Here is a 16,378-nt window from a genome sequence, read left to right on the forward strand (position 1 = left end):
CAACCCCGTTCAGAGTTTGATGAGTCCGGCACCGGTCGGGGTGAAGCCGCACGACTCCAGGTAGAAGCCGCTCAGGTGGTCCTCGAAGTCGACGTGGAGCCACTCGCAGCCGCCGGCGCGCGCACCCTCGACGGCCGCGGCGACGAGGCCCGTGCCGAGGCCGCGACGCCGGCCGGCGGACGAGACGACGGTGTCGAGCACGAACGCGTGGGACGCGCCGTCCCAGGCGACGTTGACGAACCCGACCAGCCGGCCTTCGGCGCGGGCGCAGACCCAGCCGAGGCTGTGCCGGTTGACCCGGGCCCACCACGCGCTGCCGGTCGGCGGATGCCCGAAACCTTCCGCGTGCAGTGCCTCGACCTCAGCGTCGGTGAACGCGCCGCGCCATGTGTACGTCACGGGGCCGCACTCTACCCATATATGCTGCGTCAATGTCGTTCCGCCAGGGCACAGGACGGCTGTGTCTGGACTTCGTCCACACGCTGCGCGACCGTGGCAGCGGCACGCCGTTCGAGGACCTCCCCGACGGTCCGGCGCTCGCGGCGTGGGTCCGGCAGTTCGGCCCGGTCGCGCCGCCGGCCGGCAGCAGCGTGCCCGCGGCGATCGTCGCCGGCGCGTGGCGCCTCCGCGAGGCCGTCCACGCGCTGGTCGTGGCCGGCGCGTCCGGGGCGCCCGCGCAGGTGCGCGACGCGGTCAACGACGCCGCGGCCCGGTCGGTGCCGGTGCCGTTCCTCGACGCCGGTGGCGCGCCGCGCTGGCAGGCCGCCGACCCGGTCACCGCGACCCTGGCGCTGGTCGCCCGCGACACCCTGGACCTGGTCACGTCGCCCGCCGCCGCGCGGGTGCGGGCGTGCGCCGACCCGTCGTGCGCGGCGCTGTTCCTGGACGCGTCCCACACGGGCACCCGCCGCTGGTGCTCGGCCGACCCGTGCGGCAACCGCGCCCGCAAGCGCCTGCCCCGCGGCCCGTCGAACCCGGCACCGGTCAACGGCACGCCGCCGCATGCGACGGGTCTAGCTACCCGAGCTGCACCAGCTACACGAGCTACACCACGGCGCGGCGGGTGAACCCCTGCACGGTGCCGTCGAAGAGCACGTCGGACACCTGGGTCAGCAGGACCCGGACGGTGCCGGTCGCCGGGCTGTTGCTCCACGAGGTGCCGTAGCCGCCGTCCCAGCCGTACGTGCCGTCGGCGTGGACGGCCATGCCGAAGCCCCAGCCGTGCCCGCCGAGCAGCATCCCGCCGCCCTCGATCTGGGCCGGCGTCAGGCGGTTCACCGTCATCGCCCGCAGCGCCGGGCCGCCGCGCAGCAGGTGCCGGCCGAACGCCACCACGTCGTCCACAGTGGATGCCAGCCCGGCGGCGCCGTCGGGGAACGCCGGCTCGCGGGTCCAGGCCTCCGCGGTCGCCACGTCCGTCTGCCGGACGCCCTGGAAGTACACCGCCGGCAGCTCGGCGGCCCGCTCCGGCGGCAGCGAGAAGCCGGTGGAGGTCATGCCGAGCGGTTCGAACAGCCGCTCCCGCAGCGCGTCGCCGAGTGGCATCCCGGCCGCCCGCGCGACCAGCACTCCCAGGATGTGGCCGCTGGAGTTGTACGCCCAGCGCTCCCCCGGCTGGAACAGCAGCGGCAGCGAGGCGAACCGGCGCATCCACTCGTCGACGTCGAGCGGGGTCCTCGGGTCGGGCCGGACGATCGCCAGGTCCAGCGCGTCGGCGGCGCGGACGGCCGGCACCGGCGGGTTGATCGGCGGGTCGGCGGCCGGGTCGAGCAGCAGCCCGTGCCCCATGCGGTAGGTGAGCACGTCCTCGACGGTGATCGCCCGCCGGGCCGGCACCGTGTCGTCGACGTCGCCGTCGGGGCGGCGCAGCACCCGAGGGCCGGCGAGCTCCGGCAGCAGCCGGTCGACGGGCTCGTCGAGGGCGAGCAGACCGTCCTCGACCAGCGTCATCGCGGCCGCGGCGACCATCGGCTTCGTCACCGACGTCAGCCGGACCGGCGTGTCGCGGCGCATCGGCACCGCGTCGGGCCCGGTCGACGTCGAGCCGAGCACCTCGACCCGGACCGGCCCGTCGGCGCCGGCGACCGCGGCCACCAGGCCGGGCACCGCGCCACGGTCGACCAGTCCCGCCATGCTCCCGTGCAGCTCGTCCATGACCTCACCTTATGGTGTTCCCCGTGGAGACGTCCCTGACCGCAGCTGTCGACGCGTTGCGCCGGTCCGGCCTGGAGCCGGTGGTCCGCCAGGCGCCGCGCCAGTGGTCGGCGAGTCCGGTGGAGCCGGGCGCCTGGGTGCGGATGCCGGGCGAGGAGGCCTACGCGGTCGTGACCGTCGCCGACATCCGGCCCGGTGAGCGCGTCGGCGACTGGGAGCAGGTGGACGCCCTGCCGGACCCGGCGGCCGTGCTCGGGTTCACCGCCGCGTTCTACGAGCGCCGCCAGAGCGACGCGCAGCCGCTGGAGCACGGCGACCCGCTCGCGGTGCCGTCCGGCCAGTTCCACTCGGTGTTCCCCGAGGACGTCGTCGCCGCCGTCGAGGAGTGGGCGCAGTGGGAGGCGACCTGGGCCGTCGTCCCCGCCCTCGAGCCCGAGGGCCGCCGGCGGGCCCGGCTGCAGCGGCTGGCGACGTCGAAGCTGACCAGCGACCGGGTCCCCGTCGACGTGGCGCTCGACCCCGCGCTGCTGTCTGTGCTGTCGGAGCGGCAGCTGGAGGACCTCGACGAGACCGTCGCCGGGCTGTTCCTGCCCGGGATCCGGTGGTGGTTCCCGCGCGACCGGACCGGTGGCCGGCTCGCCGGTCGCGTCCAGGTGCTGCTGCGGGAGATCGTGCCGCCGGCGAAACCGGCGGGCAAGGGCATCTGGCTCGCGGTCGGCGTCGTCCCCGGCGGTGGCCTGCGGGCCGGCCTCACGCGGGTGGCGGGCGCGGCGGCACATCACCGCTGGGACCGGATGCCGCAATACTGGCGGTCCCCCGCCACCGGCGTCGACGAGCTGTGGGGCGATGCGCCCAACGCCGGCGCGGTCGTCGACGCGCTGCTGGCCGGGCACGCCATGGACGCCCTGGACATGTGCGGCGTCACCACCGACCGGGCCACCGCGCGCGTGCTGCGGGGGCTGCCGGAGAGCTTCCGGCTGCGGGAGTGGACCGACAAGTGGACCACCAACGCGACCGCCCTCATGGCCGACGCGGCCCCCTGGCGCTGGGCGGGGTCGGTCGTCGACGGGCAGCGCCCGCGGCGCCTGGAGACGCTCGGCGGGTTCGGCGCCAGCCGCCGCCCGCGCCTCTTCCTGGGCTCGACCGGCGGGGCCGCGCACCTGACCTTCGCGCAGAGCGGCAGCCTGCTCGTGGCGCCGCGGGTGGAGTGGGAGCGCGACCTGGACTTCGACCTGGTCAGGCTCGGCCTCGTCACCCCCGGCCAGATCCCGCTGCGACGCTAGCCCCCGTTCCGGGCCTTTCTGGGCTTTCCGGGACGTTGCGGGACTTTTCGGCGTCATTCCGGTGGCGGTACGCTGCGGGGCATGACGCTGCACGAGGTCGTGCCCGGGGTGCACGCGTGGGTCCAGCCCGACGGCACGTGGTGGCTCAACAACGCGGGCGTCGTCGCCGGCGGTGACCAGGTCCTGCTGGTCGACACGTGCGCGACCGAGACCCGCACCAGGCGCTTCCTCGCCGCCGTGCACGACGCGACCGGCGGCGGCACGATCCGCCTCGCCGTCAACACGCACCTGCACGGCGACCACACGTATGGCAACAGCCTCCTGCCCGCCGCCACCGTCATCGTCGGCCACGAGCACATGCGCGAAGGGCTCCGCGTCGACCCGGTCATCGACGGCTGCCCGCCGCTGTGGCAGCCCGTCCCCGACTGGGGCGCCGTCACCCGCCGGCTCCCTGACATCACCGTGCAGGACCGGCTCACCGTCCACATCGGACAGCGTCGGGTCGACGTCGTGCACCCCGGCGGGCCCGCGCACACGACCGGCGACCTCGTCGCGTGGCTGCCCGAGGAGCGGGTCCTCTTCGCCGGCGACCTCGTCTTCAACGGGCTCACCCCGCTGGTGTTCATGGGCTCCGTCACCGGCGCGATCGCGGCCCTGGACTGGCTCGCCGCGTTCGGACCCGACCATCTCGTCCCGGGCCACGGGCCGCTGCTCACCGCCGCCGACATCGACCCCGTGTTCGACCGGATCCGCCGGTACCTGCGACTCGTCCTCGACACCGCCGACGCGGGCCTGCGGGCCGGGCTGACCCCGCTGGAGGCCGCCCGCGCCTGTGACCTCGGCGAGTTCGCGGGCTGGGCCGACGCGGAGCGGCTCGTGCCCAACCTGCACCGCGCGTATGCGGACAGCCGCGGCACCGACGTCGATCCGGTCGCCGCCCTCACCGACGCCGTCGCCTGGCTCGGCGGCCCCATGGCGACCCGCGTCTGAGGCCGTCCGCGGGTAGGCTCACTGCGATGACAGACTGGATCTTCGCCGTCATCGACCAGCTGGGGCCTGTCGGGGTCGGGCTGCTCATCGCCCTGGAGACCCTCGTCCCGCCGATCCCGTCGGAGCTGATCCTGCCCCTCGCGGGCTTCCGGGCGCGGGCCGGCGCCATGCACCCGGTGCTCGTCTGGCTGTGCGCGACCGCCGGGGCCGTCGCCGGGTCGCTGCTGCTCTACTGGCTCGGTGCCCGCCTCGGGTATGAGCGGCTGCACCGGCTCGCGGGGCGCCGCTGGTTCCTGCTCGCCGGGCAGCGCGACCTGGAGCGCGGCCGGCGGCTCTTCCAGCGGCACGGCTCCTGGTTCGTGGCCCTGTCGCGGTGCGTGCCGGTGCTGCGCAGCCTCGTGTCGATCCCGGCGGGGATCGAGCGGATGCGGCTGCCGAAGTTCGTGCTGCTGACCACCGCCGGCTCGGGCGTGTGGAACGCGCTGTTCATCGGCGCCGGCTGGATGCTCGCCGAGCGCTGGCAGCAGGTCGACCGCTTCAGTGCCCCGGCCGGCACCGCCGTCGGCGTCCTGCTCGCCGCCTGCGCGGTGACCCTCGCCGTCCGCAAACTCCGCGCGACCTGACGCCCTCGCCGTCGCGGGAATTTCGCCGGTACGAGCGGCGCTTGCACCTGATGGGTCCTGAGCGAACGGGAGTGACTGGTGGCGGGCAGCATCGTGGCGTGCGCGGCGTGCGGCAAACGGAACCGGGTCCCGGCGGCGGCGTCGGGCAGACCCGCCTGCGGCAGCTGCGGCGCGAAGCTGCCGTGGATCGTCGACGCTGGTGACGACACGTTCGCCGAGGTCGCCGAGCGCTCGTCGACCCCCGTCCTCGTCGACCTGTGGGCGACCTGGTGCGGCCCGTGCCGCGCGGTGAGCCCCGCCCTGGAGCAGGTCGCCACCGAGCTCGCCGGCACGGTCAAGCTCGTGAAGGTCGACATCGACAAGGCCCCTGGCCTGTCCCGCCGCTTCGACGTCCGCGCCGTCCCCACCCTGATGATCGTCAAGGACGGCAAGGTCGTCGCCCGCCAGTCCGGCGCCGCCAACGCCACCGTCCTGCGCCGCTGGGTCGAGCAGTCCCTGGCCTGAGTTCCGCCGACCACCGGCCGGCAGGGTCCGGTCAGCCCTTGACGGTGAGGAGAGGGCGCAGCTCGGCGACCGGGGTGGCCACGCCCCCGGTCTCCAGGGTGCGGACGACCGGGCCGACCTCCTTGTACGCCCAGGGTGCCTCCTGTTTGAGGTCGCGGCGCCAGGCGTCGAGGATGTCGCGGCGGCCGGCGAGGGCGGGGTCGCGGTGGTTCAGCGGGGTCACCACGCGGAACTCGTCCAGGAACGCGTCGAGCTCGGCGTCGCTGCCGCGGGAGGCGGAGCCGCGCGGGACGCTGCGACCGGCGCCGTGGCAGGCGCTCTGCAGGGCGCGCGGGTTGCCGAGGCCGCGCAGCAGGTGGCTGGGGGCGCCCATCGAGCCCGGCACGATGACCGGCTCGCCCCATGGGGTCGTGTCTCCGGGGCCCGCGGCGGGGGTGGCGCCCTTGCGGTGCACGACGGTGCCGTCGGGCGAGGGCCACAGCAGATTGTGCGGCGACTCGTACACCAGCCGCGAATCGACCTGTCCGGCGACGGCGGCGAGGCCGGCCCGCATCATCAGGGCCAGGAAGAAGCGGTTGCCGATGGCGAAGTTGGCCGCGTTGGCGAACGCCGTCAGGTACTTCCCGATGCGGGCGGAGCCCTCGTCGGTCAGCAGCATGGGCAGGATGCGGTTGCGGGGCATCGGCACGCCCCGCGGCCACAGGGCGCGGGCCTGGTCCTGGCCGGTGGAGTTGGCCTGGTGGCCGAGCGAGAGCGACCCCGTGTGCACCATGAGCACCACCCGTCCCGGGGCGAGGCCCCAGGCGTAGGCGGCCGCGCCGTCATGGATCTCCGAGACGTACTGCAGCTCGGCGAAGTGGTTGCCGCCGCCGACACTGCCGATGATGCTGTCGTAGCTGGTGCCGCCGCCGCTGGTGATCCAGTCGTCGAAACCGGCGGCGGAGGCGACCGGGTGGCCGGCGGCGTGCAGGTTGTCCGGGGCGAGGTCGTCGGGGCGGACCTGCGCCCAGGCGCCCTCCGCGCCGGACGGGACACCGGCGGACAGCAGGCCCGGCAGGCCGTCGCGGAGCAGGCCCTCGCGGTGCGCGGGGGTGAGGCCGATGCGCCGGCCGCCCTCGAAGAACAGGTGCCGCAGGTGCTGCTCGAGGCGGTCCAGGTGCGGCCGGACCCGGTCGACGGTCAGTGACGTGGCTTCGACCCGCATGCCGCAGTTGATGTCGTTGCCGACCGCCTGCGGGATGAGGGCCCCGGTGGTCTGCAGGACCGTGCCGATCGGGATCCCGGCGCCCTTGTGGAAGTCGGGGGTGCACACGACCCGGTCCAGCCGGGCGCCCATGGCGTCAAGCGTGGCCGCCGTCTCCACGACGGTGAGCAGCTCGTCGACCGCCGCGGACTCGATCGGCACGTCGGGCGCGGCGCAGATCTCCACGGGCACGCCGTGCGGGTTGGGCAGGGTCAGCCAGGAGTCGTCGGTGCGGGCGAGGCGCGGATCGGGCCGCTTGGTGGTCGACATGGTCCGCCCAGGGTAGGAAGGCGCCCCGCCCGCCGTACAACGAATTACCCGTCGAAGTCGGCCTGCTTGACGGCGAACACGTTGCGGTGCCCGACCTGCTCCTGCAGCGACCACAGCAGGTCCGCCTCGGTCGCGTCCTCCCAGTAGCTGATGCTCTCGCCGCCGCTGACCCACGCGTACGTGTGTGAGCCCGCCGACGGCGTCCAGTAGTACAGCTGCTTGGCGCCGGACGAGTTGAACCACCAGCGGTTGTTGTGCGAGGCGACGCCGTTCAGCTTGTACCAGGGAAGCTGCAGCGCCTGGCTGGCCGTGGTGCTCGCGGCGAACGTGGTGGCACCGGCGGCGAACGGGAAGCGCACCGCCCGCGGGGGCCGGTTGGGGTAGTCGGCGCAGCCGGAGGCGCACGTGTACTCGGTCATGACGATCGACCGGCTGACCCGGTCCAGCGAGATGGACGACCAGGCCAGGTTCGTGCCCGACGTGGTCGCCGCGGTGATCGTGCCGATCTGGGGCAGCACGTAGGCGTAGTTGTGCGCGTAGTAGGTGGTCGCGTTCTGCCGGCCGATCTGCGCGGCGGTCCCGCCGGTGTTCGTCTTCAGGATCTTGCGCATGTCGAAGACCCGCATGCCGCGGCCGGTGTCGGCGACGTACAGGTAGTCGCCGAACCACGAGACGCCGCCGGCGTGGATCTTGATGTCCTTGAAGTCGGGGGCGGCCGTCGTGCCGGTCGGCTCGACCAGCAGGACCTTGCGGTACTTGTTGGGATACGTGGCGTCCCAGTCGACGAGCGTGATCCGGCTGCGCGAGGACGCCCCGTCGCAGCCGTCCTTGGTGTACCAGCTGACCAGGATCAGCTGGTGGCCGTCGTAGTTGCCGCTGTTGGCGGTGCCGATGGCGTCCCGGCTGGTGGTGATGCCCTGCGGGTAGTTGGTGCAGTCGTTGTCGTCGCCGGAGTCGAACGAGAAGCCGGTCTCGTAGCTGATCCCCAGCGAGTCGGTGATCCCGGTCCGGTCGTGGTTGGCGTTGTCCATGACGGTGTGCACGGCCGCGGTGCCCAGCGTGGACACCAGGGCCGAGTTCACCGCGTCGAACTGGTGGTAGTTCGCCGACAGCGTGAACTGGCCGGCGGGCAGCGTGGCCGGCGCCGCCGCGGCGGACGCGCTGGTGGTGGCGGTGACCAGGGTCGCGGCGACGGTGACTCCGGCGGCGAGAACAGCAAGGACTCTCATAGACGCGTAACGATAGCCGATATGCCGGAGTTGTGCCGTCCCGATCGAGGACGGGTGCGATCGGTTTCGGATCAGGGACGCACGGGCATCACTGAAGCAGAGCCGAGGCGGAGCGGGAGCAGGGCCGAGGCACACAGGAAGCAACGAGTTCAGGAGGAGCAATGACCGTCACTGGGATCATCACCGCGCTGATCGTCGGACTGATCGTGGGTGCGCTCGGGCGGCTCGTGGTCCCGGGCCGGCAGCACATGTCGATCCTGCTGACCATGGTCGTCGGTGTCGTCGCCGCGCTGCTGGGCACCGTCCTGGCGAACGCGATCGGCATCGCGACCGACACCCCCGGTGTCGACTGGGGCGAGCTCGTCGTGCAGGTGCTGCTCGCCGCCGTCGGTGTGGCGCTGGTGGCCGGCATCTCCGGCCGGGGCCGCCGCGCGCTCTGAGCAGACGTTCAGCGCTGGCTTCAACGGCGCCCGGCCATCGTGCCGGGCGCCGTTGCCGTATGGTCGCGGCCATGTCGAGCCTGCGGATCGGACCGGTCACCGACGACGCCACGCTCGAGGACTGGCGGCTGGTGCACAACGCGGTCGTGCCGGACGCCGCGATGTCCACCGACGAGGCGCGCGAACGGGTCGGCAGATACCTGCTGGAGGTCGCCTACGACGGTGACGTGCTGGTCGGCTGCACCACGGTCCGCCCGCCCGAGGCCGGCGGCGGGGCGTCCACGGTGATCGTCCGGGTGCTGCCGCAGTGGCGCGGTCGTGGGCTGGGTTCGGCACTGTACGAGCGGGCGATGCGCCAGGCCGCCGAGCAGGCCCCCGACCAGGCCACCCCCGCGGTCGAGACGGTGGTCTGGGCTGCCAACACCGCCGGTGTCCGGTTCGCCGAGGCGCGCGGCTTCGCCGAGGTGGACCGCTACGAGCCCGAGCCGGGCGCCGTGCCGTACCTCACGCTGCGCCGCCCGTCCGCCTGAGCCGGCCCCGCACCGGCGCCGCCTACTGGATCACGAACGTGGTGTAGTACACGTCCATGACCTCCTTCTCCTTCTTGACCGTGTAGGCCGCGACGACCTTCTCCTTGAGCTGCGCCTTGTACTTCTCGCGGCCGTCGGTGGTCAGCAGCTCCTTGGAGTCCATGTTGCTGAACAGCGAGATCGCGGCGTCCAGCGCCTTGCTGCCGTCCGGGGCCTCGGCCGCCTTGTCGGTCGCCTGCAGCGTCATCTTCAGCTTCAGGTAGTGCCCGTCGGCGAGGTTGATCGTGATCGCGTCCAGCGGCACGACGACCCCGGCCACGAGGACCTCGGCCGTCGCCTTCTTCGGCGCGAACATGAAGTACCCGCCGGCGCCACCACCGGCCAGCGCGACCAGGACGATCGCGAGGATCATGATGAGCTTCTTCTTGCCGCCCTTCTTGGGGGCTTCCTCCGTCGCCGCCTTGTCCTTCTCGTCCTTCGCCATGAAGCTCCCCCTCGTGCCTGAACGACCGCCGACCTCCGACGCTTCCTGACATCGGACCGATCGCCCGACAGGTGAGTTGCAGCCAGGTGCGGAGCGGTAGCGCCACGAGCGCACCACCGCGACGCCGGTGCGTGCCGTGGCCGCTGGGACGCCTGTGACGGGGGCGCCGGCAACCGGCCCGGTGGGGGCGGCACCGACGTACACGGTGTGCGACGGGACGGTTGCGCGCGTGGAACACTGCGATCTTCGGGGGTCGACGTTGGAGGCAGCGGTGGACACGATGGCCAGCACACACTTGCCGGGGACCGCGGGTGAGCACCTGCTGCAGTCCCGGTTCGGGACCGTCGAGCGGGCGGAGCGGTTCTACCAGCAGCAGGTACTACCGGAGCTGAACGCCGACATGGTGGACTTCGTCGGCCGGCAGGAGATGATGTTCGTCGCGACGGCGAGCGCGCTCGGGCACTGCGACTGCACGTTCCGCGCCGGGCCGCCGGGGTTCGTGCAGGTGCTCGGGCCGGGACGGGTCGCGTGGCCGGAGTACCGCGGCAACGGCGTGATGGCGAGCCTCGGCAACATCGTGGAGAACCCCCACGTCGGCCTCGTCTTCGTCGACTTCCTGCGCGACGTGATCGGCCTGCACATCAACGGACGGGCCACAATCGTGCCCGACGCCGAGATGCGCCGGGCGTTCCCCGGCCTGCCGAGCGACACCGTGCCGGGGCGCCGGGCCGAGCGGTGGGTCAACCTGCACGTCGACGAGGCGTACATCCACTGCGCGAAACACATCCCGCGGCTGCGGAAGGTCACCGCCGAGGAGCGCGCGTGGGGCACCGACGACGCGCGCCGCAAGGGCGGCGACTTCTTCCACGTGGCGGCGGAGCGCGCCGGCGCTGACCGCGGCGCCTGATCACCCCACCCGCTTGTTCAGCTGTACGGCGTCACGGCAGCCACCAGGCCAGTAATGGTCATGCTGGCAATCTGTCCACGCCTTAGGATCGGCGGATGAGCAACCCGAGCCTGACGCAGGTCGAAGCCGAGCAAAGGGCCGCGCTGCTGGCCGTCGAGCACTACGCGATCGACATCGATCTCACCGAGCTGCCGTCGGGGCCGCGGGTGCGGTGCGTGTCGCAGGTGCGGTTCACGTGCCGCGAGCCGGGCTCGCAGAGCTTCGTCGACTGCGCCGCCGAGGTCGTCAGCGCCGAGCTCAACGGCGTCCCGCTGCCGCCCGCCGAGGACGGCCGGATCCCGTTGCCGGGCCTCGAGGCGACCAACCACCTGCGGGTCGAGACCGTACAGGCGGAGACCAAGGACGGCGAGGGCGTGCACAAGGCGGTCGACCCCGCCGACGGCGAGATCTACGTGTGGACGTCGTTCGAGCCCGACGAGGCGCACTTCGTGTGGGCGTGCTTCGACCAGCCGGACCTGAAGGCGCCGCACCAGTTCACGGTGCTCGCGCCACCACAGTGGACGGTCGTGAGCAACAGCGGCGACCCGGTCGTCACCACCGCCGGTGCCGCGCGCCGGTGGCAGTTCCCCGCGACGCCGCCGCTGTCGGTGTACAACACGGTCGTCAACGCCGGACCGTTCCACGAGGTGCGCCGCGACGTCGACGGGCACGACCTCGGGCTGCTCACCCGCCGGTCCCTCGCGGCCGTGCTGGACCGCGACGCCGACGAGCTCTTCGCGCTGACCCGGCAGGGGCTCGCCTTCTACGGCGAGGTGTTCCGGATGCCGTTCCCGCAGCGCCGGTACGACCAGGTCTTCGTCCCCGAGTTCGGCGGCGCGATGGAGAACTACGGCTGCGTCACGTGGTCCGACTCGTTCATGTACCGGTCGGCGCCCACCCCGGCGGAGCGGGAGCTGCGCGCGAAGGTGCTGCTGCACGAGATGGCGCACATGTGGTTCGGCAACATCGTCACGATGCGCTGGTGGGACGACCTGTGGCTCAATGAGGCGTTCGCCGAGTTCGCCTGCAACTGGGCGGCGGAGCGGGCGACCGAGTTCACCGACGCGTGGGCCGGCCACCTCGCCGAGGGCAAGCTCCTGGCGTACCTCGCCGACCAGGGCCCGGCGACGCACCCGATCCGCCAGCCGATCCACGACGTCGCGCAGGCGATGTCCATCTTCGACGCGATCACCTACCCGAAGGGCGCGTCGGTGCTGCACCAGCTGATGCGATACGTCGGCGAGGCGGACTTCGAGACCGGCATGGCCACCTACTTCGCGCGGTACGCCTGGAGCAACACCACCCTGCAGGACCTCATCGACACACTCGGCGCGGCGAGCGGCCGGGACCTCAACGCGTGGCGGACCGGCTGGCTGGAGACCGCCGGCACCGACCGGATCACGCTGCGCCACACCGGCGACGGCTTCGTCCTGGACGCCCGCGGCCCCGACGGTCCTCCGCGCCCGCAGGTCCTGGCGGTCGGCGCGTACCGCAGCGACGGCGGCGAACGGCTGGAGCGGACCGGCCTCGTCCAGGTGGAGATCGCCGGCCCCACGACTCCCGTCGACCTGCCCTCCGGCGCCGACCTGTACCTGGTCAACGACGAGGACCTGACCTTCGCCACGACCCGCCCCTCCCCCTTCCCGGCCGCGACGGCGCTGCCGAGCGCCATCTCCCGCGGGGTCGCCGTCGCCACCGTCTGGGACATGCTGCTCACCGGTGAGGTGTCCGCGGCGGAGGCGGTGCGCTGCCTCACCGGCGTGCTGCTCGCCGAGACGTCGGGGTCGGTCATCGAGCCGTACCTGACGCTCGCCGCCGACGTGGCCGAGCGGTGGTCGCCGGACGCCGAACGCCCCGAGCTGATCGAGTCCGTCGCCGCGACCTGCCGCAAGCTCGCCGAGCACCCCGACCAGGCGCAGGTGGCGCTGCGCACCCTCGCCCGCACCGCCGCCGACCTCGACGAGGTCGCGTGGCTGCGCTCCCGGGCCGGCGACGACGTGGACCTGCGGTGGCGCGCCCTCACCCGGGCGGCCGAGCTGGGCGGCACCGTCGACGCCGACATCGACGCGCTGCTCGGCGTGGACCCCGACCCCGACGCCTGGGTCCGGGCCACCGGGGTCCGGGCGGCGTCGCCCGACCCGGCGGTGAAGGAGTCCGTCTGGCAGGCCGTGGTCGTCGACCGCTCGGTGCCGATCAACGAGGTCAAGACCGTCCTGGCGGCCTTCTGGCGCCCGGGCCAGGACGCGACGCTCGCACCGTTCGCCGCCAGGTACCTGGAGCTCGCGCCGCAACTGCACCGCGGCGGGATGACCCCGGCGATGGTGTTCGCGAACCGTCTCTTCCCGCTGCACGGCGTCGACGAGCCCTACCTGCGCCGCGCCGAGACCGTCACCGCCGACGCGGCACCGGTGGTCGCCAAGTACATGACCGAACGCATCGACGTCGTCCGCCGCATGCTCCACACCCGCACCACCTGACCCACCACCCTCCCAACCAAGGCCAGCGCCCCCACTGCCGCGGCAAGCCGCCCTCCGCCCCCCGAGACGGCCCCTGCCCCGGATAAATCCAGGCGCAAGCGCCCGGATTTATCCGACATTTCGCATATGTCCAACCGACTCTCGTCACCGGGGAGCCAGACCATGATCGAATGACGGATCTGGTCGCCCGGACGACCGGATCCGCCATTCGATCTTCGAACGAGTTCGGCACTCGGCGGCGGGTGGTGCACGCCGCGGCGATGGTGACAACGTCGTGGAGGGCGGCGTTGAAGGTGCCGCCGCCGCGGTTGAGATGGTGACGGGTGGTGCGGCCGGAGCCTGCGGAGAATGGGGTGATCCCGGCGAACGCGGCTTCGCCAAGGATTCGGCCGTGGGACCAGGCGGCGAGCAGGGCGACGACGGGACCGACGCCGGACAGGTCAGGCAGACCGATGCAGTCATGATCAACCAGGGCGCGGAGTTGCCGGTCGTTTGACGGCGGTGGTCGGCGCTGGATGGTGGCGGCGCGGAGGGACACCGCCCCGGGCGGTCCGTCTCTCCCCCGACCTTCAGGGCTGGGCCGCCGTGCACCAACCGGCCGGGTGGTCAGTCCTTGTGTTTGCGGTCCTTACGGTCCTTGCGGTCCTTGCGGTCCTTGCGGCGGACCGTCACGCCGCCCCAGAAGGCGAAGCCTGTGACGACGATGCGGGGGGCGCCGTGGCGGCCGGCGGTGGCGGCGCCGTGGTCGAAGCCGCCCATCACGCCCATGCCGGTGACCTCGACCGCGGCGTCGTCGGGGACGATGACGTCGACGCCGCCCATGACGGCGAATGCGCGGATCTTCAGGTCGCCGTACAGGAAGCGGGCGTCGCGCAGGTCGATGGTGCCGCCGCCCCAGAATGCCAGGCAGGTGAAGAGGCGCGGCGGGATCCAGGCGCCGCGGCGGTGGAAGCCGCTCATGACCGCGACCGCGCCACTGCGCTCGGCCACGTCGCCGGGGCGCGGCGGCTGGACGCCGTCCAGGTTGACCTTGGCCGATGAGTGGGCCGGCAGGTCGGCGAGGAGCGGCTCCAGGTCGGCGTACGTGCGGGAGGCGTACACGGTGCGCAGCCGCTCGTCGAGCTCGTCCAGGTCCAGCCGGCCCTCGGCGGCACTGGTGCGCAGGACCTCGGCGACCTGCTCCCGGTCCGCGTCGGACGCGCGGAGCTGCCGGTGGTCCACCCGCTCGGGAAGCTCGCTCATGCCGCCCAGCGTAGACGCTGCCGCGCTAATCGGGTTGCCGCCGCCGGTACCGTCGACATTGGACACCGACCGGAGGGGAGCGTCATGCCGCACGCCGAGCTGCTCGACCGCGGGCACCCCTTCCGGCAGTGGAAGTCGTGGGCGATCCCCGGCGCGGGCATCACCATGAGCGGCTACTCCCGGTCCAACGACAAGACGTTCTTCCTGCTGCCGGAGCTGAAGGCGGGCGTCGACTGCGGGCTCGTCGAGGGCTGGCAGCCGGACACGGTCTTCCTGACCCACACGCACATGGACCACAGCAAGGACCTCGACTACGTCGCGGTCAAGGAGACCGGCGTCGACATCTACCTGCCGGCGGCCGCGGTCCCCTACGCGGAGGGCTACATCCGCGCGACGAGCGAGCTGAACCACAACGCCGCCTACGACCCGTCGCTCGCCCCGGCGGCGCGGCTGCACGGCGTCCGCGGCGGCGACGAGTTCAGCATCGGCAAGCGCGGCGCGCACCGGGTCAGGGTCGTCGACTGCGAGCACAAGGTGCCGTGCGTCGGCTTCGCGATCTCGTCGGTGAAGCGGGCGATCAGGCCCGAGTTCGAGGCGTTGAAGGCCGACGGCCGGCTCCTCGCCGCGAAGCGCCGCGAGGGCGTCGAGATCGACCACGAGGTGGTGACGCCGCTGGTCGCGTTCCTCGGCGACACCCGGCCCGACGTCTTCACCCGGTCGCCGTGGCTGCTGGACTATCCGGTCGTCGTCACCGAGTGCACGTTCCTCGGCGACGACCAGCTGGAGCGGGCCCGCCGCATCGGCCACACCGTGTGGAGCGAGCTGCGCCCGGTCGTCGAGGCCAACCCGGCGACCACGTTCGTGCTGACCCACTTCAGCCTGCGCCACACCGACCCGGAGATCGTCGCATTCTTCGACAAGCAGGGCCTTCCCAACGTGCTCGCGTGGGCGCACCCGGCCAGCCGGCTGCCGGAGTCGTACCAGTAACTCCGGCAGCCGGCCGGGGTGGGTCAATTGTTGAAGAAGTCGTAGCGGTGTACCCCGGTCACCGTCAGCTTGAGCTGGTGCGCCTTCTTGTCGCCGGCGGCGGAAACATCGACGAGCAGTTCCTTGAGCTGACCCTCGGCGTCGACGGTCGCGGTGAACGGCACGGTGGCTGCCTGGTCGCCGAGGGTCTTGACGACGTCCTCGTCGGTCATCGGAGAGTTGTCGCCCTTGGCGAGGTCGAGGGTGGGGAGGGGATTGAGACGGCAGATCGTGCCTGCCGCCTCAGATCCAGCCGCGCCCGCGGGCGATGCGGGCCGCCTCGTGGCGGTTGGCGGCGCCGGTCTTGGTGACGGCCGAGGAGAGGTAGTTGCGGACGGTGCCCGGAGAGAGCGCGGCGCGGCGGGCTATCTCGTCGACGGGGGCGCCGTCGCCGGCCAGCCGCAGCACGTCGGCCTCGCGGGCGGTGAGGGGGCTGTCGCCGGCGCTGATGGCCTCGGCGGCGAGCTGCGGGTCGACGTACCGGCCGCCGGCGTGCACGGTGCGGACCACGGTGGCGAGGACCTCGGCGGCGACGGTCTTGGCGAGGAAACCGCGCACGCCGCCGGTGAGGGCGCGCTTCAGGTGGCCGGGCAGCCCGTGGCTGGTGACGATCATCGTGCGGCAGGTGGGCACCTCGGCGTGCAGGGTGGTGGCGACCGTCACGCCGTCGAGGTCGGGGAGCTGGAGGTCCAGGACGGCGACGTCCGGGTGCAGGGCACGGGCGAGGCTGAGCGCCTCGGCGCCGGTGGCGGCCTGCGCGACGACCTCCATGTCGTCCTCGAGGCTGAGCAGCGCCGCGATCGCGCCCCGGATCAGGTGCTCGTCGTCGGCCAGCAGCACCCGGATCACGCGGCCACCGCCGGAGCGGCCGGCAGGAGCGGCAACGCGACGCGGCCACCGGCCGGAGCGGCCGGTGGCAGCGGCAGCACGACCAGCA

19 protein-coding genes are annotated in these 16,378 nt (G+C 72.9%); 11 read left to right on the plus strand and 8 right to left on the minus strand.

Annotation, left to right across the window (positions count from 1 at the left end):
* Positions 1–9: 9 nt before the first annotated feature.
* Positions 10–399: a GNAT family N-acetyltransferase gene (locus tag ACQEVZ_RS50225; protein WP_433382230.1), complete on the minus strand. Its 390-nt coding sequence runs from the start codon at positions 397–399 to the stop codon at positions 10–12.
* Positions 400–431: 32 nt separating this feature from the next.
* On the opposite strand from ACQEVZ_RS50225, the gene ACQEVZ_RS50230 reads away from it, so the two are divergent.
* Positions 432–1,067, plus strand: a complete 636-nt coding sequence (locus ACQEVZ_RS50230; RefSeq protein ID WP_433382233.1) for a CGNR zinc finger domain-containing protein — start codon at positions 432–434, stop codon at positions 1,065–1,067.
* Here ACQEVZ_RS50230 and ACQEVZ_RS50235 read toward each other — a convergent pair.
* Complete coding sequence (locus ACQEVZ_RS50235; protein ID WP_433382236.1) at positions 1,045–2,154, minus strand: serine hydrolase domain-containing protein; 1,110 nt, start codon at positions 2,152–2,154, stop codon at positions 1,045–1,047. The genes ACQEVZ_RS50230 and ACQEVZ_RS50235 overlap by 23 nt on opposite strands.
* 23 nt (positions 2,155–2,177) lie before the next feature.
* Here ACQEVZ_RS50235 and ACQEVZ_RS50240 point away from each other — a divergent pair, with 23 nt between their 5' ends.
* From ACQEVZ_RS50240 to trxA, 4 genes are all read left to right on the plus strand, one after another.
* Positions 2,178–3,437, plus strand: a complete 1,260-nt coding sequence (locus ACQEVZ_RS50240; protein WP_433382239.1) for a hypothetical protein — start codon at positions 2,178–2,180, stop codon at positions 3,435–3,437.
* An 81-nt stretch (positions 3,438–3,518) separates the two neighbouring features.
* Positions 3,519–4,427, plus strand: coding sequence for an MBL fold metallo-hydrolase (locus tag ACQEVZ_RS50245; RefSeq protein ID WP_433382242.1), 909 nt, complete (start codon positions 3,519–3,521; stop codon positions 4,425–4,427).
* Positions 4,428–4,453: 26 nt separating this feature from the next.
* Positions 4,454–5,050, plus strand: a complete 597-nt coding sequence (locus tag ACQEVZ_RS50250; RefSeq protein ID WP_433382245.1) for a DedA family protein — start codon at positions 4,454–4,456, stop codon at positions 5,048–5,050.
* Between the two features lie 78 nt (positions 5,051–5,128).
* On the plus strand, positions 5,129–5,554 hold the full coding sequence (trxA, locus tag ACQEVZ_RS50255; RefSeq protein WP_344499388.1) for a thioredoxin: 426 nt from the start codon (positions 5,129–5,131) through the stop codon (positions 5,552–5,554).
* Between the two features lie 31 nt (positions 5,555–5,585).
* On the opposite strand, the gene ACQEVZ_RS50260 is transcribed toward trxA, so the two are convergent.
* Together ACQEVZ_RS50260 and ACQEVZ_RS50265 are read right to left on the minus strand one after the other, a co-directional pair.
* Entirely contained in the window at positions 5,586–7,067 is a 1,482-nt protein-coding gene (locus ACQEVZ_RS50260) for an RtcB family protein (protein ID WP_433382249.1), read from the minus strand.
* Positions 7,068–7,111: 44 nt separating this feature from the next.
* Positions 7,112–8,296, minus strand: a complete 1,185-nt coding sequence (locus tag ACQEVZ_RS50265) for a hypothetical protein (RefSeq protein WP_433382251.1) — start codon at positions 8,294–8,296, stop codon at positions 7,112–7,114.
* Positions 8,297–8,457: 161 nt separating this feature from the next.
* Between ACQEVZ_RS50265 and ACQEVZ_RS50270 the strand changes: the two genes are divergently transcribed.
* A complete protein-coding gene (locus ACQEVZ_RS50270; protein WP_344499382.1) occupies positions 8,458–8,736 on the plus strand; it encodes a GlsB/YeaQ/YmgE family stress response membrane protein in 279 nt (92 codons plus the stop codon).
* Between the two features lie 71 nt (positions 8,737–8,807).
* Entirely contained in the window at positions 8,808–9,266 is a 459-nt protein-coding gene (locus tag ACQEVZ_RS50275) for an N-acetyltransferase family protein (RefSeq protein WP_433382254.1), read from the plus strand.
* Positions 9,267–9,288: 22 nt separating this feature from the next.
* On the opposite strand, the gene ACQEVZ_RS50280 is transcribed toward ACQEVZ_RS50275, so the two are convergent.
* Positions 9,289–9,750, minus strand: a complete 462-nt coding sequence (locus ACQEVZ_RS50280; protein ID WP_344499378.1) for a flagellar basal body-associated FliL family protein — start codon at positions 9,748–9,750, stop codon at positions 9,289–9,291.
* 280 nt (positions 9,751–10,030) lie between these two features.
* On the opposite strand from ACQEVZ_RS50280, the gene ACQEVZ_RS50285 reads away from it, so the two are divergent.
* From ACQEVZ_RS50285 to ACQEVZ_RS50295, 3 genes are all read left to right on the plus strand, one after another.
* Positions 10,031–10,657: a pyridoxamine 5'-phosphate oxidase family protein gene (locus ACQEVZ_RS50285; protein ID WP_344499376.1), complete on the plus strand. Its 627-nt coding sequence runs from the start codon at positions 10,031–10,033 to the stop codon at positions 10,655–10,657.
* A gap of 95 nt (positions 10,658–10,752) precedes the next feature.
* Positions 10,753–13,173, plus strand: a complete 2,421-nt coding sequence (gene pepN / locus ACQEVZ_RS50290) for an aminopeptidase N (RefSeq protein ID WP_433382258.1) — start codon at positions 10,753–10,755, stop codon at positions 13,171–13,173.
* Between the two features lie 274 nt (positions 13,174–13,447).
* Positions 13,448–13,669, plus strand: a complete 222-nt coding sequence (locus tag ACQEVZ_RS50295) for a hypothetical protein (protein ID WP_433382261.1) — start codon at positions 13,448–13,450, stop codon at positions 13,667–13,669.
* Positions 13,670–13,779: 110 nt separating this feature from the next.
* On the opposite strand, the gene ACQEVZ_RS50300 is transcribed toward ACQEVZ_RS50295, so the two are convergent.
* On the minus strand, positions 13,780–14,415 hold the full coding sequence (locus ACQEVZ_RS50300) for a DUF1707 SHOCT-like domain-containing protein (protein ID WP_433382264.1): 636 nt from the start codon (positions 14,413–14,415) through the stop codon (positions 13,780–13,782).
* Positions 14,416–14,499: 84 nt separating this feature from the next.
* On the opposite strand from ACQEVZ_RS50300, the gene ACQEVZ_RS50305 reads away from it, so the two are divergent.
* On the plus strand, positions 14,500–15,402 hold the full coding sequence (locus ACQEVZ_RS50305) for an MBL fold metallo-hydrolase (RefSeq protein ID WP_433382267.1): 903 nt from the start codon (positions 14,500–14,502) through the stop codon (positions 15,400–15,402).
* A 23-nt stretch (positions 15,403–15,425) separates the two neighbouring features.
* Here ACQEVZ_RS50305 and ACQEVZ_RS50310 read toward each other — a convergent pair whose 3' ends face one another.
* Positions 15,426–15,614 (minus strand): hypothetical protein, encoded by a 189-nt coding sequence (locus ACQEVZ_RS50310; protein ID WP_433382270.1) that lies wholly within the window; start codon positions 15,612–15,614, stop codon positions 15,426–15,428.
* Between the two features lie 70 nt (positions 15,615–15,684).
* Positions 15,685–16,290, minus strand: a complete 606-nt coding sequence (locus ACQEVZ_RS50315; protein ID WP_344499366.1) for a response regulator transcription factor — start codon at positions 16,288–16,290, stop codon at positions 15,685–15,687.
* Between the last annotated feature and the right edge of the window lie 88 nt (positions 16,291–16,378).

Source organism: Dactylosporangium sp. CA-152071 (assembly GCF_050936335.1).
Taxonomy (GTDB): Bacteria; Actinomycetota; Actinomycetes; order Mycobacteriales; family Micromonosporaceae; genus Dactylosporangium; species Dactylosporangium maewongense.

Coding starts and splice junctions, on each gene's coding strand:
- ACQEVZ_RS50265 (WP_433382251.1), bottom strand. CDS start 8,296: ATGAGAGTCCTTGCTGTTCTCGCCGCCGGAGTCACCGTCGCCGCGACC.
- pepN (WP_433382258.1), top strand. CDS start 10,753: ATGAGCAACCCGAGCCTGACGCAGGTCGAAGCCGAGCAAAGGGCCGCG.
- ACQEVZ_RS50270 (WP_344499382.1), top strand. CDS start 8,458: ATGACCGTCACTGGGATCATCACCGCGCTGATCGTCGGACTGATCGTG.
- ACQEVZ_RS50235 (WP_433382236.1), bottom strand. CDS start 2,154: ATGGACGAGCTGCACGGGAGCATGGCGGGACTGGTCGACCGTGGCGCG.
- ACQEVZ_RS50260 (WP_433382249.1), bottom strand. CDS start 7,067: ATGTCGACCACCAAGCGGCCCGATCCGCGCCTCGCCCGCACCGACGAC.
- ACQEVZ_RS50280 (WP_344499378.1), bottom strand. CDS start 9,750: ATGGCGAAGGACGAGAAGGACAAGGCGGCGACGGAGGAAGCCCCCAAG.
- ACQEVZ_RS50275 (WP_433382254.1), top strand. CDS start 8,808: ATGTCGAGCCTGCGGATCGGACCGGTCACCGACGACGCCACGCTCGAG.
- ACQEVZ_RS50300 (WP_433382264.1), bottom strand. CDS start 14,415: ATGAGCGAGCTTCCCGAGCGGGTGGACCACCGGCAGCTCCGCGCGTCC.
- ACQEVZ_RS50305 (WP_433382267.1), top strand. CDS start 14,500: ATGCCGCACGCCGAGCTGCTCGACCGCGGGCACCCCTTCCGGCAGTGG.
- ACQEVZ_RS50245 (WP_433382242.1), top strand. CDS start 3,519: ATGACGCTGCACGAGGTCGTGCCCGGGGTGCACGCGTGGGTCCAGCCC.
- ACQEVZ_RS50285 (WP_344499376.1), top strand. CDS start 10,031: ATGGCCAGCACACACTTGCCGGGGACCGCGGGTGAGCACCTGCTGCAG.
- ACQEVZ_RS50310 (WP_433382270.1), bottom strand. CDS start 15,614: ATGACCGACGAGGACGTCGTCAAGACCCTCGGCGACCAGGCAGCCACC.
- ACQEVZ_RS50230 (WP_433382233.1), top strand. CDS start 432: ATGTCGTTCCGCCAGGGCACAGGACGGCTGTGTCTGGACTTCGTCCAC.
- ACQEVZ_RS50250 (WP_433382245.1), top strand. CDS start 4,454: ATGACAGACTGGATCTTCGCCGTCATCGACCAGCTGGGGCCTGTCGGG.